Origin of the sequence: Enterobacter sp. CPE_E890 (assembly GCF_046521475.1) — a bacterium.
In the GTDB taxonomy this organism is placed as follows: domain Bacteria; phylum Pseudomonadota; class Gammaproteobacteria; order Enterobacterales; family Enterobacteriaceae; genus Enterobacter; species Enterobacter adelaidei.
Map to the genome: position 1 here is coordinate 339,870 of NZ_JBKFZW010000001.1, position 15,003 is coordinate 354,872.

General features: G+C 56.4%; 15 protein-coding genes. 13 read left to right on the forward strand and 2 right to left on the reverse strand.

Features of this window, described 5'->3' with window-relative positions:
* Positions 1-38: 38 nt before the first annotated feature.
* From livH to ugpQ, 9 genes are all read left to right on the forward strand, one after another.
* Entirely contained in the window at positions 39-965 is a 927-nt protein-coding gene (gene livH, locus ACLHV9_RS01620; protein WP_028017954.1) for a high-affinity branched-chain amino acid ABC transporter permease LivH, read from the forward strand.
* A complete protein-coding gene (gene livM, locus ACLHV9_RS01625) occupies positions 962-2,239 on the forward strand; it encodes a branched chain amino acid ABC transporter permease LivM (RefSeq protein ID WP_013099130.1) in 1,278 nt (425 codons plus the stop codon). Before livH ends, livM begins: the two co-directional genes overlap by 4 nt.
* A complete protein-coding gene (livG, locus tag ACLHV9_RS01630) occupies positions 2,236-3,003 on the forward strand; it encodes a high-affinity branched-chain amino acid ABC transporter ATP-binding protein LivG (protein WP_008500101.1) in 768 nt (255 codons plus the stop codon). Before livM ends, livG begins: the two co-directional genes overlap by 4 nt.
* A gap of 17 nt (positions 3,004-3,020) precedes the next feature.
* Positions 3,021-3,734: a high-affinity branched-chain amino acid ABC transporter ATP-binding protein LivF gene (gene livF / locus ACLHV9_RS01635; protein WP_108089413.1), complete on the forward strand. Its 714-nt coding sequence runs from the start codon at positions 3,021-3,023 to the stop codon at positions 3,732-3,734.
* A gap of 248 nt (positions 3,735-3,982) precedes the next feature.
* Entirely contained in the window at positions 3,983-5,299 is a 1,317-nt protein-coding gene (gene ugpB, locus ACLHV9_RS01640; protein WP_028017953.1) for a sn-glycerol-3-phosphate ABC transporter substrate-binding protein UgpB, read from the forward strand.
* Between the two features lie 102 nt (positions 5,300-5,401).
* A complete protein-coding gene (ugpA, locus tag ACLHV9_RS01645; protein ID WP_023618241.1) occupies positions 5,402-6,289 on the forward strand; it encodes a sn-glycerol-3-phosphate ABC transporter permease UgpA in 888 nt (295 codons plus the stop codon).
* Complete coding sequence (ugpE, locus tag ACLHV9_RS01650) at positions 6,286-7,131, forward strand: sn-glycerol-3-phosphate ABC transporter permease UgpE (RefSeq protein WP_028017952.1); 846 nt, start codon at positions 6,286-6,288, stop codon at positions 7,129-7,131. The genes ugpA and ugpE overlap by 4 nt, the downstream gene beginning before the upstream one ends.
* 1 nt (position 7,132) lies before the next feature.
* On the forward strand, positions 7,133-8,203 hold the full coding sequence (locus tag ACLHV9_RS01655) for a sn-glycerol-3-phosphate import ATP-binding protein UgpC (RefSeq protein ID WP_028017951.1): 1,071 nt from the start codon (positions 7,133-7,135) through the stop codon (positions 8,201-8,203).
* Positions 8,200-8,946 (forward strand): glycerophosphodiester phosphodiesterase, encoded by a 747-nt coding sequence (gene ugpQ / locus ACLHV9_RS01660; protein WP_108089398.1) that lies wholly within the window; start codon positions 8,200-8,202, stop codon positions 8,944-8,946. Before ACLHV9_RS01655 ends, ugpQ begins: the two co-directional genes overlap by 4 nt.
* On the opposite strand, the gene ACLHV9_RS01665 is transcribed toward ugpQ, so the two are convergent.
* Entirely contained in the window at positions 8,930-9,307 is a 378-nt protein-coding gene (locus ACLHV9_RS01665; protein WP_108089399.1) for a DUF2756 family protein, read from the reverse strand. The two genes, ugpQ and ACLHV9_RS01665, sit on opposite strands and share 17 nt — an antisense overlap.
* Before the next feature lie 123 nt (positions 9,308-9,430).
* Here ACLHV9_RS01665 and ggt point away from each other — a divergent pair, with 123 nt between their 5' ends.
* Positions 9,431-11,176 carry a gamma-glutamyltransferase gene (gene ggt / locus ACLHV9_RS01670; protein WP_176691053.1) on the forward strand — a complete coding sequence of 582 codons (1,746 nt, stop codon included), beginning with the start codon at positions 9,431-9,433 and terminating at the stop codon, positions 11,174-11,176.
* A gap of 77 nt (positions 11,177-11,253) precedes the next feature.
* On the opposite strand, the gene yhhY is transcribed toward ggt, so the two are convergent.
* Positions 11,254-11,742 carry an N-acetyltransferase gene (gene yhhY, locus ACLHV9_RS01675; RefSeq protein ID WP_108089400.1) on the reverse strand — a complete coding sequence of 163 codons (489 nt, stop codon included), beginning with the start codon at positions 11,740-11,742 and terminating at the stop codon, positions 11,254-11,256.
* 256 nt (positions 11,743-11,998) lie between these two features.
* Here yhhY and ACLHV9_RS01680 point away from each other — a divergent pair, with 256 nt between their 5' ends.
* The 3 genes from ACLHV9_RS01680 to gntR all read left to right on the forward strand — a co-directional run bounded on the left by ACLHV9_RS01680 (position 11,999) and on the right by gntR (position 14,952).
* Positions 11,999-13,036, forward strand: a complete 1,038-nt coding sequence (locus ACLHV9_RS01680; protein WP_028017946.1) for an oxidoreductase — start codon at positions 11,999-12,001, stop codon at positions 13,034-13,036.
* A gap of 123 nt (positions 13,037-13,159) precedes the next feature.
* Positions 13,160-13,855 (forward strand): pirin family protein, encoded by a 696-nt coding sequence (locus tag ACLHV9_RS01685; protein WP_108089401.1) that lies wholly within the window; start codon positions 13,160-13,162, stop codon positions 13,853-13,855.
* Between the two features lie 101 nt (positions 13,856-13,956).
* Positions 13,957-14,952, forward strand: a complete 996-nt coding sequence (gntR, locus tag ACLHV9_RS01690; RefSeq protein ID WP_028017944.1) for a gluconate operon transcriptional repressor GntR — start codon at positions 13,957-13,959, stop codon at positions 14,950-14,952.
* Positions 14,953-15,003 lie beyond the last annotated feature (51 nt).

Consider the following 15,003-nt stretch of genomic DNA (forward strand, 5'->3'; position numbering starts at 1 on the left):
CCGCCCGGACTGACGGGCGGGTATAAAAAGGTTTGCATATGTCCGAGCAGTTTCTCTATTTCCTGCAGCAGATGTTTAACGGCGTCACGCTGGGAAGCACCTACGCGCTGATCGCCATCGGCTATACGATGGTTTACGGTATTATCGGCATGATTAACTTCGCCCACGGCGAGGTGTACATGATCGGTAGTTATGTCTCCTTTATGATCATCGCCGCGCTGATGATGATGGGTATCGACAGCAGCTGGCTGCTGGTCGCTGCCGGGTTTGTCGGCGCGATCGTGATTGCCAGTGCCTACGGCTGGAGCATCGAACGCGTGGCCTACCGGCCAGTGCGCAGCTCCAAGCGCCTGATTGCCCTGATCTCCGCCATCGGTATGTCAATCTTCCTGCAAAACTACGTCAGCCTGACCGAAGGCTCGCGCGACGTGGCGTTGCCAAGCTTGTTTAATGGCCAGTGGGTTGTCGGGGCGAGTGATAACTTCTCTGCGTCTATTACCACCATGCAGTTGGTTATCTGGATCGTGACCTTCATTGCGATGCTGGCGCTGACCTTGTTCATTCGTTATTCCCGCATGGGGCGCGCCTGTCGTGCCTGTGCGGAAGACCTGAAGATGGCGAGCCTGCTTGGCATTAACACGGACCGTGTGATTGCACTTACCTTCGTGATTGGTGCGGCAATGGCTGCCGTCGCAGGTGTGCTGCTCGGTCAGTTCTACGGTGTGATTAACCCGTACATCGGCTTTATGGCCGGGATGAAAGCCTTCACCGCAGCGGTGCTGGGCGGTATCGGCAGCATTCCGGGCGCGATGATTGGCGGTCTTATCCTCGGCGTGGCGGAAGCGCTCTCCTCGGCGTATCTGAGTACGGAATATAAAGATGTGGTGTCGTTTGCCCTGCTGATTCTGGTTCTGCTGGTAATGCCTACCGGTATTCTGGGTCGTCCGGAGGTAGAGAAAGTATGAAACCGATGCATTTTGCAATGGCGCTGCTCTCTGCCGCCATGTTCTTCGTGCTGGCGGGCGTCTTTATGGGCGTTCAGTTAGAGCTGAACGGTACTAAGCTGGTGGTGGACACCGCAGCAGATATCCGCTGGCAGTGGGTGTTTATCGGCACTGCCGTGGTGTTCCTGTTCCAGCTGCTGCGTCCGCTGTTCCAGAAGACGCTGAAAGGCGTTTCTGGCCCGAAATTCGTGCTGCCTGCGATTGATGGTTCAACTGTTAAACAGAAGCTGTTCCTCGTCGCCCTGCTGGTGGCGGCGGTGGCGTGGCCGTTCGTGGTGTCGCGCGGGACGGTAGACATTGCCACTCTGACCATGATCTACGTGATCCTCGGTCTCGGTCTGAACGTGGTAGTGGGTTTGTCTGGCCTGCTGGTGCTGGGCTACGGCGGCTTCTACGCCATCGGCGCCTACACATTTGCGCTGTTGAACCACTATTACGGCCTCGGCTTCTGGACGTGTCTGCCGCTGGCGGGGTTGGTTTCTGCGGCTGCGGGCTTCCTGCTGGGCTTCCCGGTGCTGCGCCTGCGCGGTGACTACCTGGCGATTGTGACCTTAGGCTTTGGTGAAATCGTCCGTATCCTGCTGCTCAACAACACCGAAGTGACCGGTGGCCCGAACGGTATCAGCCAGATCCCGAAACCGACCTTCTTTGGTCTGGAATTCAGCCGTACCGCTCGTGAAGGCGGCTGGGATACCTTCAGCAACTTCTTTGGCGTGAAATATGACCCGTCTGACCGTGTCATCTGGCTCTACCTGGTGGCGCTGCTGCTGGTGGTGATTACCCTGTTCGTGATCAACCGTCTGCTGCGCATGCCGCTGGGCCGCGCGTGGGAAGCACTGCGTGAAGATGAGATCGCCTGCCGCTCCCTGGGCCTGAACCCTACCCGCATCAAGCTGACCGCGTTCACCATCAGTGCCGCGTTTGCCGGTTTTGCCGGGACGCTGTTTGCCGCACGCCAGGGCTTTGTCAGCCCGGAATCCTTCACTTTTGCCGAATCTGCCTTTGTGCTGGCGATTGTGGTGCTCGGCGGGATGGGTTCGCAGTTCGCCGTTATCCTGGCGGCCATCCTGCTGGTGGTCTCGCGTGAGCTGATGCGCGACTTTAACGAATACAGCATGCTGATGCTGGGTGGTTTAATGGTGCTGATGATGATCTGGCGTCCGCAGGGCTTGCTGCCGATGACCCGTCCACAGCTGAAGCTGAAGAACGGGCAAGCGAAAGGAGAGCAGGCATGAGTCAGCCATTATTATCCGTTAACGGTCTGATGATGCGTTTTGGCGGCCTGCTGGCGGTCAACAACGTGAATCTGGATCTGCACAAGAAAGAGATTGTCTCCCTGATTGGCCCGAACGGCGCGGGGAAAACCACGGTCTTCAACTGTTTGACCGGTTTCTACAAGCCGACGGGCGGCACCATTATGCTGCGCGACCAGCACCTTGAAGGCCTGCCCGGGCAACAGATCGCCCGTATGGGCGTGGTGCGTACTTTCCAGCACGTGCGTCTGTTCCGCGAGATGACGGTCATTGAGAACCTGCTGGTGGCGCAACATCAGCAGCTGAAAACCGGGCTTTTCTCCGGCCTGCTGAAAACCCCGGCCTTCCGACGCGCGCAGGATGAAGCGCTGGATCGCGCTGCCACCTGGCTCGACCGCATCGGTCTGTTGCAGCACGCTAACCGTCAGGCTAGCAACCTGGCCTACGGCGACCAACGCCGTCTGGAGATTGTGCGTTGCATGGTGACGCAGCCGGAAATCCTGATGCTCGACGAGCCTGCTGCTGGCCTCAACCCGAAAGAGACCAAAGAGCTGGACGAGCTGATTGCCGAGCTGCGCGATCATCACGACACCACCATCTTGCTGATTGAGCACGATATGAAGCTGGTGATGGGCATTTCTGACCGTATCTACGTGGTAAACCAGGGCACGCCGCTGGCAAACGGCACGCCGGAAGAGATCCGCAACAATCCGGACGTGATCCGCGCCTATTTAGGCGAAGCATAATGGGGGCGAGCCATAAGATGGAAAAAGCGATGTTAACGTTCGACAAGGTCAATGCGCACTACGGCAAGATTCAGGCGCTGCACGATGTCAGCCTTCATATCAATCAGGGGGAAATCGTCACCCTGATTGGGGCCAACGGCGCGGGCAAAACCACACTGCTCGGCACCCTGTGCGGTGACCCGCGCGCGACCAGCGGGCGAATTGTGTTTGATGGCAAAGACATTACCGACTGGCAGACCGCCAGAATCATGCGTGAAGCCGTGGCGATTGTGCCGGAAGGGCGCCGCGTGTTTTCCCGCATGACGGTCGAAGAGAACCTGGCGATGGGCGGGTTTTTCGCCCACCGCGATGAATACCAGACCCGCATCAAGTGGGTGTATGAACTCTTCCCGCGCCTGTGGGAACGCCGTATTCAGCGTGCGGGTACTATGTCCGGTGGTGAACAGCAGATGCTGGCGATTGGCCGTGCGCTGATGAGCCAGCCGCGATTGTTGCTGCTCGATGAACCGTCGTTGGGGCTTGCGCCAATCATCATCCAGCAGATTTTCGACACTATCGAACAGTTGCGTAATGAGGGGATGACCATCTTCCTCGTCGAGCAGAATGCTAACCAGGCGCTGAAGCTTGCAGACCGTGGCTACGTGCTGGAGAACGGCCGCGTGGTGCTCTCTGATACTGGAGACGCGCTGCTCGCGAACGAGGCGGTGCGGAGCGCTTATTTAGGCGGTTGAGCCGTCTTCATCGCCCGGTGGCGCTTACGCTTACCGGGCCTACAGGATCGAGTAGGCCGGGTAAGGCGTAGCCGCCACCCGGCTTTTTTTCACCCCCAACCCCCTTCACACAACCATCATCCCCCTGACGCCTGGCTGTCACTTATCTGTAAAAAAACAGTTATTTTTCTGTCATTCGAGCATGTCATGTTACCTCGCGAGCATAAAACGCGTGATATCGCGCATCCGGCACAATAAGAGAGATGACAATGACATCGTTACGACACACAGCTTTGGGTCTGGCAATTGGTCTGGCTTTTGCGACGAACGCAATGGCTGTCACCACCATTCCGTTCTGGCATTCCATGGAAGGGGAGTTGGGTAAAGAAGTTGACTCCCTGGCGCAGCGTTTCAACGACACCCATCCGGATTACAAAATTGTGCCGGTGTATAAAGGTAACTACGAGCAGAGCCTGAGCGCAGGTATCGCTGCTTTCCGTACCGGCAACGCGCCTGCGCTGTTACAGGTTTATGAAGTGGGTACCGCCACCATGATGGCCTCTAAAGCCATCAAACCGGTGTACGAAGTCTTTAAAGACGCGGGTATCAACTTCGACGAATCCCAGTTCGTACCGACCGTTTCCGGTTACTACACCGATTCCAAAACCGGCCATCTGTTGTCCCAGCCGTTTAACAGCTCCACCCCTGTGCTGTACTACAACAAAGACGCCTTCAAAAAAGCCGGTTTAGATCCAGAGCAGCCGCCAAAAACCTGGCAGGATCTGGCGGAGTACACCGCGAAGCTGAAAGCGGCAGGGATGAAGTGCGGTTATGCGAGCGGCTGGCAGGGCTGGATCCAGATTGAAAACTTCAGCGCCTGGCATGGCCTGCCGGTGGCGACCAAAAACAACGGTTTCGACGGCACTGACGCGGTCCTGGAGTTCAATAAGCCAGAGCAGGTGAAACACATTGCGCTGCTGGAAGAACTCAACAAGAAGGGCGATTTCAGCTACTACGGCCGTAAAGACGAATCCACCGAGAAGTTCTACAACGGCGATTGCGCTATTACTACCGCTTCTTCCGGCTCGCTGGCAGACATCCGTCATTACGCCAAATTCAACTACGGCGTGGGCATGATGCCTTACGACGCTGACGTGAAAGGCGCACCGCAGAACGCCATCATCGGCGGGGCAAGCCTGTGGGTGATGCAGGGCAAAGACAAAGGGACCTACAAAGGCGTAGCCGAGTTCCTCGACTTCCTGGCAAAACCAGAAAATGCCGCCGAATGGCACCAGAAAACCGGTTACCTGCCAATCACCAAAGCCGCCTATGACCTGACCCGCGAGCAGGGCTTCTACAGCAAGAACCCGGGCGCGGACATCGCGACGCGTCAGATGCTGAACAAGCCGCCGTTGCCGTACACCAAAGGTCTGCGTCTGGGCAATATGCCGCAGATCCGCACCATCGTCGATGAAGAGCTGGAAAGCGTGTGGACCGGGAAGAAAACGCCACAGCAGGCGCTGGACTCTGCGGTAGAGCGCGGAAATCAGCTGCTGCGCCGCTTTGAGCAGTCGACCAAATCGTAAAAAAATGCCCGGTGGCGCTGCGCTTACCGGGCCTACGACGTGCCCCATGTAGGCCGGGTAAGGCGTAGCCGCCACCCGGCATTGTTCAGGAACCAAATCTCAATGTCATCATCCCGTCCGGTGTTCCGGTCCCGCTGGCTGCCCTATCTGCTGGTCGCGCCACAGCTGGTCATCACCGTTATCTTCTTTATCTGGCCTGCGGGCGAAGCGCTGTGGTATTCGGTGCAAAGCGTCGATCCGTTCGGGCTTTCCAGCCAGTTTGTTGGCCTGGACAACTTCACCGCGCTGTTCCATGACAGCTACTACCTGGACTCCTTCTGGACGACGATGAAGTTCAGCGCGCTGGTCACCGTCAGCGGCCTTGTTGCCTCGCTGTTTTTCGCCGCGCTGGTGGATTACGTGGTGCGCGGCAGCCGTCTGTATCAGACCCTGATGCTGCTGCCTTACGCCGTTGCGCCCGCCGTCGCTGCCGTGCTGTGGATCTTCCTGTTTAACCCTGGGCGCGGGCTGATTACCCACTTCCTGGCAGAGTTCGGCTACGACTGGAACCACGCGCAGAACAGCGGCCAGGCGATGTTCCTGGTGGTATTCGCCTCGGTGTGGAAGCAGATCAGCTACAACTTCCTGTTCTTCTTTGCCGCGCTGCAGTCCATTCCGCGCTCGCTGGTGGAAGCTGCGGCAATTGACGGCGCCGGGCCTATTCGTCGTTTCTTCAGGCTGTCGCTGCCGCTGATCGCCCCGGTGAGTTTCTTCCTGCTGGTGGTTAACCTCGTGTACGCCTTCTTCGATACCTTCCCGGTGATCGACGCAGCGACCGCAGGCGGCCCGGTGCAGGCGACAACGACGCTTATCTATAAGATCTACCGCGAAGGTTTTGCTGGCCTGGATCTCTCAGCCTCCGCAGCGCAATCCGTCGTGCTGATGTTCCTTGTCATCATCCTCACGGTGGTGCAGTTCCGTTATGTCGAAAGTAAGGTGCGCTACCAATGATTGAGAACCGTCGCGGGCTGACGATTTTCAGCCATACCATGCTGATTTTAGGGATTATTGTCATCCTGTTCCCGCTGTACGTGGCCTTTGTCGCCGCCACGCTGGACACCAAAGCGGTGTTTGATACGCCGATGACGCTGATCCCGGGCGGTCATCTTTTCGAGAATATGTCGACCATCTGGACGCAGGGCGTGGGCGTTAACAGCGCGCCGTTCTGGTTGATGATGCTCAACAGCTTCATCATGGCGTTCGGTATCACGGTGGGCAAAATTACGGTGTCGATGCTCTCGGCCTTTGCCATCGTCTGGTTCCGCTTTCCGCTGCGCAACCTGTTCTTCTGGATGATCTTCATCACCCTGATGTTGCCGGTGGAGGTGCGTATCTTCCCGACGGTGGAGGTCATCGCCAATCTTGGGATGCTCGACAGCTATGCGGGCTTAACCCTGCCGTTGATGGCCTCGGCGACCGCCACCTTCCTGTTCCGCCAGTTCTTTATGACCCTGCCGGACGAGCTGATTGAAGCCGCGCGTATCGACGGCGCTTCACCGATGCGCTTCTTCCGCGACATCGTGCTGCCGCTGTCGAAAACCAACCTTGCGGCGCTGTTTGTGATCACCTTTATCTACGGCTGGAACCAGTACCTGTGGCCGCTGCTGATTATTCAGGACGTCAACCTCGGCACTGCCGTGGCGGGCATCAAAGGCATGATCGCCACTGGTGAAGGCACCACCCTCTGGAACCAGGTGATGGCGGCGATGCTGCTCACCCTTATCCCCCCGGTCGTTATCGTTTTAGCCATGCAGCGTGCGTTTGTGCGTGGTTTAGTGGACAGTGAGAAATAAGATGGCAGGTTTAAAACTTCAGGCAGTGACTAAAAGCTGGGATGGCAAAACCCAGGTTATTCAGCCGTTAACGCTCGACGTGGCGGACGGCGAATTTATCGTGATGGTCGGGCCGTCCGGCTGCGGTAAATCAACCTTGTTGCGCATGGTGGCGGGGCTTGAGCGCGTGACCTCCGGGGATATCTGGATTGACCGTCAGCGCGTCACCGAAATGGAGCCGAAAGACAGAGGTATCGCGATGGTGTTCCAGAACTACGCGCTCTATCCGCACATGAGTGTGGAAGAGAACATGGCCTGGGGGCTGAAAATCCGCGGGATGGGCAAAGGGCATATCGAGGAGCGCGTGAGAGAAGCGGCCCGCATTCTGGAGCTGGATGGCCTGCTGAAGCGCCGACCGCGTGAGCTTTCCGGCGGTCAGCGTCAGCGTGTGGCGATGGGGCGCGCGATTGTGCGTGACCCGGCGGTGTTCCTGTTTGATGAACCGCTCTCCAACCTCGACGCCAAGCTGCGCGTGCAGATGCGCCTGGAGCTACAGCAGCTGCATCGCCGCCTGAAAACCACCTCTTTGTACGTGACCCACGATCAGGTCGAAGCGATGACGCTCGCCCAGCGCGTGATGGTGATGAACAAGGGGATAGCTGAGCAGATTGGCACCCCGGTTGAAGTGTATGAAAAACCGGCCACCCGCTTTGTGGCGAGCTTTATCGGCAGCCCGGCAATGAACCTGCTGGAAGGGCGTATCAGCAGCGCGGGAACCCATTTTGAGCTGGAAAGCGGGATGGCATTGCCGATCAACTGGTACTATCGTGGCTACGCCGGGCGTAAAATGACGCTCGGTATCCGCCCGGAGCATATTGGTTTAACCTCTCAGGCGGAAGGCGGCGTACCGCTGGTGATGGATACGCTGGAGATGCTGGGCGCTGATAACCTGGCGCACGGACGTTGGGGCGAGCAAAAAATGGTGGTGCGTCTGGCGCATCAGGAACGCCCTAAAGCCGGCAGCACGCTGTGGCTGCATCTGCCGGAAAATCACCTGCACTTATTTGACGGTGAAACAGGACAACGAGTATGAGCAACTGGCCTTATCCCCATATTGTCGCCCACCGTGGCGGCGGTAAACTGGCGCCGGAAAACACCCTGGCGGCAATTGATGTTGGCGCGCGTTACGGCCACACGATGATCGAGTTCGACGCCAAGCTGTCGAAAGACGGCGAAATTTTCCTGCTGCATGACGATAACCTCGAACGCACCAGCAACGGTTGGGGCGTGGCGGGTGAATTGCCGTGGCGCGATCTGCTGAAAGTGGATGCCGGAAGCTGGTACAGCGGCGAATTCAAAGGCGAGCCGCTGCCGCTGCTGGCGGAAGTGGCGGACCGCTGCCGTCAGCACGGCATGATGGCCAACATTGAAATCAAACCGACAACCGGCACCGGGCCGCTAACGGGCAAGGTCATCGCGCTAGCAGCACGGGAGTTGTGGGAAGGCATGACGCCGCCGTTGCTCTCCTCGTTCGAAATTGACGCGCTGGAAGCGGCACAGGCGGCCGTACCGGAGTTGCCGCGTGGGCTGCTGCTGGACGAGTGGCGCGACGACTGGCGCGAGCTGACGACACGCTTAGCGTGTGTCTCTATCCATCTCAATCACAAGTTGCTGGATGAGGCGCGGGTGAAGATGTTGAAAGACGCGGGTCTGCATATTCTGGTCTACACCGTCAATAAACCCCAGCGTGCAGCCGAACTGCTGCGCTGGGGCGTGGACAGCATCTGTACCGATGCGATTGACCTGATCGGCCCGGACTTTAGTTCTGCGGATTAAGCATACTGCCGTTCGACTGTTGCGGCAGCATATGCTGCTGTCCGCTGCTCTGCATTGTTCCGTTGCCTAACATGCCACCGTTATGGTTGGGCAGCGGCTGTTCCCGCACCTGACCCTGCTGCACGCGCTGAGTGTTGGCGTTCATCTGATTTTGCAGGCTTTGCTGTTGCATCTGGGTCTGCGTTTTCAACTGCTGGTTAAGCATCCCTTTTTGCTGTTGCTGCTGGCTCATCATCTCCGTCTGCATACGCTGCTGGCTCGGAATGACATAACCCTGCTGGTTCGGATTGTTCATGGTATTCAGTGGCTGTGCGAGCGCGGTAAACGGTAACAGCGCGGTAAGAATCAGTAAGCGTTTCATTGTCATTTCCTCCTTTTGAGGCCTCTCTTAAGTTTACCCTGATTTCACCATGACGATGATTTTTTAGGAGTTGTGAACCAGGCTTAAGCGGGGAATATGGATCCCTTCACCTGGAGAACAATAATGATGAAACCAACATTTTTACGCTGGGTAGCGATCGCCGCGCTGATGGCAGGCGGCACATTTAGCGTGGCGGCCAACCCGCCAGCGGCACCGCCAGTCTCTTACGGCGTGGAGGAAGATGTTTTCCATCCCGTGCGGGCGACACATGGCATGGTGGCTTCGGTGGATGCGCTGGCAACAAAAGTGGGCGTCGATATTCTCAAGCAGGGCGGTAACGCGGTGGATGCGGCTGTTGCCGTCGGGTACGCGCTGGCGGTGACGCATCCGCAGGCGGGTAACCTGGGGGGCGGGGGGTTTATGATGCTGCGCACCAAAGACGGGAAAACCACGGCTATCGACTTCCGTGAAATGGCTCCCGGCAAGGCTTCCCGTGATATGTTCCTTGACGATCAGGGCAATCCGGACAGCAAAAAATCGCTGACCTCGCATCTCGCGTCCGGCACGCCGGGCACCGTGGCGGGTTTCTCGCTGGCGCTGGAAAAATACGGCACTCTGCCGCTGAACAAAGTCGTGCAGCCTGCCATCAAGCTGGCGCGGGATGGCTTTATTGTGAATGACGCCCTGGCCGACGATCTCAAAACCTATGGCAGTGAAGTCATTCCGAACCATGAAAACAGCAAGGCGATCTTCTGGAAAGACGGTGAGCCGCTGAAGAAGGGCGATAAGCTGGTGCAGAAGAACCTTGCCAAAAGCCTGGAGCTGATTGCGGAGCACGGCCCGGACGCCTTCTACAAAGGCGCGATTGCAGACCAGATTGCTGAAGAGATGCAAAAGAACGGCGGGCTCATCACCAAAGCGGATCTGGCAGAATACAAGGCGGTGGAGCGTGCGCCGATCAGTGGAACCTATCGCGGCTACGAAGTCTTCTCCATGCCACCGCCGTCCTCTGGTGGCATTCACATCGTGCAGATCCTCAACATTCTTGAAAACTTCGATATGCACAAATTCGGCTTCGGCAGTGCCGATACCATGCAGGTGATGGCTGAGGCGGAAAAGCATGCCTACGCTGACCGTTCGGAATATCTCGGCGATCCGGACTTCGTGAAGGTGCCGTGGCAGGAGCTGACCAATAAGGCTTATGCCAAATCGATTGCAGAACAGATCGACATCAACAAGGCTAAGCCGTCGAGTGAGATCCGCCCGGGCAAGCTGGCACCGTACGAAAGCAACCAGACCACCCATTTCTCGGTGGTGGATAAAGACGGTAACGCGGTGGCGGTGACCTATACGCTGAATACCACCTTCGGCACCGGGATTGTGGCGGGCAATAGCGGCATTCTGCTGAATAACGAGATGGATGATTTCTCTGCCAAACCGGGCGTGCCGAACGTCTACGGGCTGGTCGGTGGTGATGCGAATGCGGTGGGGCCGAAGAAGCGTCCATTGTCGTCCATGTCGCCTACCATCGTGGTGAAAGACGGTAAAACCTGGCTGGTGACCGGTAGTCCTGGTGGTAGCCGTATTATCACTACTGTGCTGCAAATGGTCGTGAACAGTATCGACTTTGGGATGAACGTTGCCGAAGCGACCAATGCCCCGCGTTTCCACCATCAGTGGCTGCCGGATGAGCTGCGTGTCGAGAAGGGCTTTAGCCCGGATACGATCAAACTGCTGGAGCAGCGCGGACAGAAGGTGGCGGTGAAAGAGGCGATGGGGAGCACCCAGAGCATTATGGTCGGGCCGGATGGCGCACTGTTTGGGGCATCGGACCCGCGTTCGGTGGATGATTTAACGGCGGGGTATTGATTATATTGCCGGGTGGCGGTTTCGCCTTACCCGGCCTACGTTTTTCATTCCCTCTCCCACAGGGTGAGGGCAACAAACTACTTCATTCTCGCCATATAATACGCATCGACATACTCACCGTTGCGCAGCCCGTAACGTTTGCCGGTGCCTTCAATTTCAAATCCGTGCTTCTTGTAGACCGCAATGGCCGGTTCGTTGTCGACAAACACCGTCAGCTCAATACGATCAACCCGCAGCCAGTTGTCGCACATATCAATCATGGTGCGAAGCAGCGTGCTGGCAACGCCGCGGTTGTGCCACTGCGCCCCTACACAAATACCGAAATCAGCGACGTGGCTGCGGCGCGGCCGCTGTGCGACATCAATCGTGAGATGCCCGACGACGATATCATCAATGCAGGCAACTAACTGCTTAATCCCGGGCTGATCGCTTAGCCGCATCTGCCACATTTCCATAGAAGGATGAGGGACTTGTAGCGTGTTGTGGTACACCTCCGGCTGGGCGTGAATCTGACGAATGGCGTCATAATCTTTCGGTTCAGCGTGGCGTATCACTATCTCACTCATTCCTTCGCCCTCTGTGGGTTAATGTCCTCTTTAACATCAGTGACTTTAAAATTTGAGTCAACCGCTATTTTTTGCAAAAAAGTATTGGACAACTGCGAATGAGAATGATTATTATTGTCCTGCATTCAGGAAGACCGCTACGGGAACCTGAAAGCACGACATTGCTCACATTGCTTCCAGTATTACTTTAGCCAGCTTTTAGCTGGCTTTTTTTTTGTTATGGTAGACCTCAGTAACCTTCCAAAAGGACTGAGCCATGACACTACATTGCGCATTTATTGGATTTGGTAAAAGTACGACCCGCTATCACCTTCCGTATGTCCTTCACCGTAAAGATTCCTGGCATGTGGCCCATATCTACCGCCGCCGCGCGAAGCCAGAGGAGCAGTCTCCGCAGTATTCCCACATCCATTTCACCAGCGATCTGGACGAAATCCTTAACGATCCGCAGGTGAAACTGGTCGTTGTCTGTACTCATGCTGACAGCCATTTTGACTACGCGAAACGCGCCCTGGAAGCAGGCAAAAACGTGCTGGTGGAGAAGCCGTTTACGCCGACCATCGCCGAAGCGAAGGCGTTGTTCGCACTGGCGAAAAGCAAAGGGCTGACCGTTACGCCATATCAAAACCGTCGCTTTGACAGCTGTTTCCTGACGGCGAAAAAAGCGATTGAGAGCGGTAAGCTCGGTGACATCGTCGAGATTGAAAGTCATTTTGACTACTATCGCCCGGTGGCAGAAACCCAACCTGGTCTGCCGCAGGATGGCGCGTTCTATGGGCTGGGTGTACACACCATGGATCAGGTCATCTCCCTGTTTGGCCGTCCGGACCACGTGGCATATGACATCCGCAGCTTGCGTAACAAAGCCAACCCGGACGACACGTTTGAAGCGCAGCTGTTCTACGGCGACCTGAAAGCCATTGTCAAAACCAGCCATCTGGTGAAAATCGACTATCCAAAATTTATCGTTCACGGTACGAAAGGCTCGTTTATCAAATACGGTATTGACCAGCAGGAGACCAGCCTGAAGGCCAATATCATGCCGGGTGAACCGGGCTTTGCGGCGGATGATTCGGTTGGCGTGCTGGAATATGTGAAGGCGGATGGCACGACGGCCAGAGAAGAGCTGAAGCCCGAGGTGGGTGATTATGGCCGCGTGTACGATGCACTGTTTGCGACTATCCATAGCGGCGCGGCGAATTACGTCAAGGAATCTGACGTTCTGACTAACCTTGAAATCCTTGAACGGGCCTTTGAACAGGCTTCTCCTGCCACGGTAACCCTCGCGAAATAAGCAAAAATGGCTCCTCTGCGCTTGTTCATAATTTTTGAACAGAGGAGTCAATTTTCACCCTCTATGATCCCAGGCCATTTGCGTCCACACTTACTCCATCGAAACGAACTGAGGGTGAAAACAATGATCTACTTACGCAAAGCAAACGAACGTGGTCACGCGAATCATGGCTGGCTGGACTCATGGCATTCATTCTCGTTTGCCGACTACTACGACCCGAACTTCATGGGCTTCTCCGCACTGCGCGTGATTAACGACGACGTGATTGATGCAGGACAGGGCTTCGGCACTCACCCGCACAAAGACATGGAAATTCTGACCTATGTGCTGGAAGGCGCGGTTGAACACCAGGACAGCATGGGCAACAAAGAGCAGGTTCCTGCGGGCGAATTCCAGATTATGAGCGCGGGTACCGGGGTGCGTCACTCTGAGTACAACCCGAGCAAAACGGAAAAACTGCACCTGTATCAAATCTGGATTATTCCAGAAGAAACCGGCATCACGCCACGCTATGAGCAGCGCCGCTTCGACGCCAAACAGGGTAAACAGCTGGTGCTGTCCCCGGATGCGCGAGAAGGCTCCCTGAAGGTATATCAGGATATGGAACTGTATCGCTGGGCGCTGGCGAAAGACGAACAGTCTGTTCATCAGATTGCGGCTAACCGCCGCATCTGGATCCAGGTGGTGAAAGGTGAAGTCACCATCAACGGTACTAAAGCAACAACGGCTGATGGCCTGGCCATCTGGGACGAGCAGGCGATCTCCGTACACGCTGACAGCGAGAGTGAAATTCTGCTGTTTGACCTGCCTCCGGTGTAATAAATCATAAATAAATGCCCAACCTTCCCTCTGACAGGGGAAGGTTGGGCTTTGTCCGTGATAAACTGAGCAAATCTCTCACTTCAAGATTTCTCAGGACGATGAAAAAGAAACGCCCCGTACTTCAGGATGTCGCCGACCGCGTTGGTGTGACCAAAATGACGGTCAGCCGCTTTTTACGTAACCCGGAGCAGGTTTCCGTGGCGCTGCGTGGCAAGATTGCCGCGGCTCTTGATGAACTGGGTTATATCCCTAACCGCGCACCCGATATTCTCTCCAATGCGACCAGTCGTGCGGTGGGCGTCCTGCTTCCCTCTTTAACCAACCAGGTTTTCGCCGAAGTGCTGCGCGGAATTGAAAGTGTGACCGATGCGTTTGGTTATCAGACCATGCTTGCGCACTACGGGTACAAGCCGGAGCTGGAAGAGGAACGTCTTGAGTCCATGCTTTCCTGGAACATCGACGGCCTTATCTTAACGGAGCGTACCCACACGCCGCGCACGCTGAAGATGATCGAAGTGGCGGGCATTCCGGTGGTGGAGCTGATGGACAGCCAGTCCCCATGCCTCGATATCGCCGTGGGTTTTGATAACTTCGAAGCGGCACGTCAGATGACGGCGGCGATTATCGCGCGCGGTCATCGTCACATTGCCTATCTGGGAGCGCGTCTTGATGAACGTACTATCATCAAACAGAAGGGATACGAGCAGGCGATGCTCGACGCGAACTTAATCCCGTACAGCGTGATGGTGGAGCAGTCCTCTTCCTATACGTCGGGTATTGAGCTGATGCGTCAGGCGCGGCGTGAGTATCCGCAACTGGACGGTATATTCTGTACCAACGATGACCTTGCTGTCGGTGCAGCGTTCGAATGTCAGCGTCTGGGACTTTCCATCCCGCGTGATATGGCGATTGCCGGTTTCCACGGCCACGATATCGGCCAGGTCATGGAGCCTCGTCTGGCGAGCGTCCTGACACCGCGTGAACGTATGGGGCGTATTGGCGCAGAACGCCTGCTGGCGCGCATTCGTGGCGAGACGGTTACCCCTAAAATGTTAGATTTAGGTTTCACCTTGTCACCGGGTGGATCTATTTGAGCTGACAAATTTGAGCTAGCTCACACTTATTCACTTCTCGCACGTTTGGAT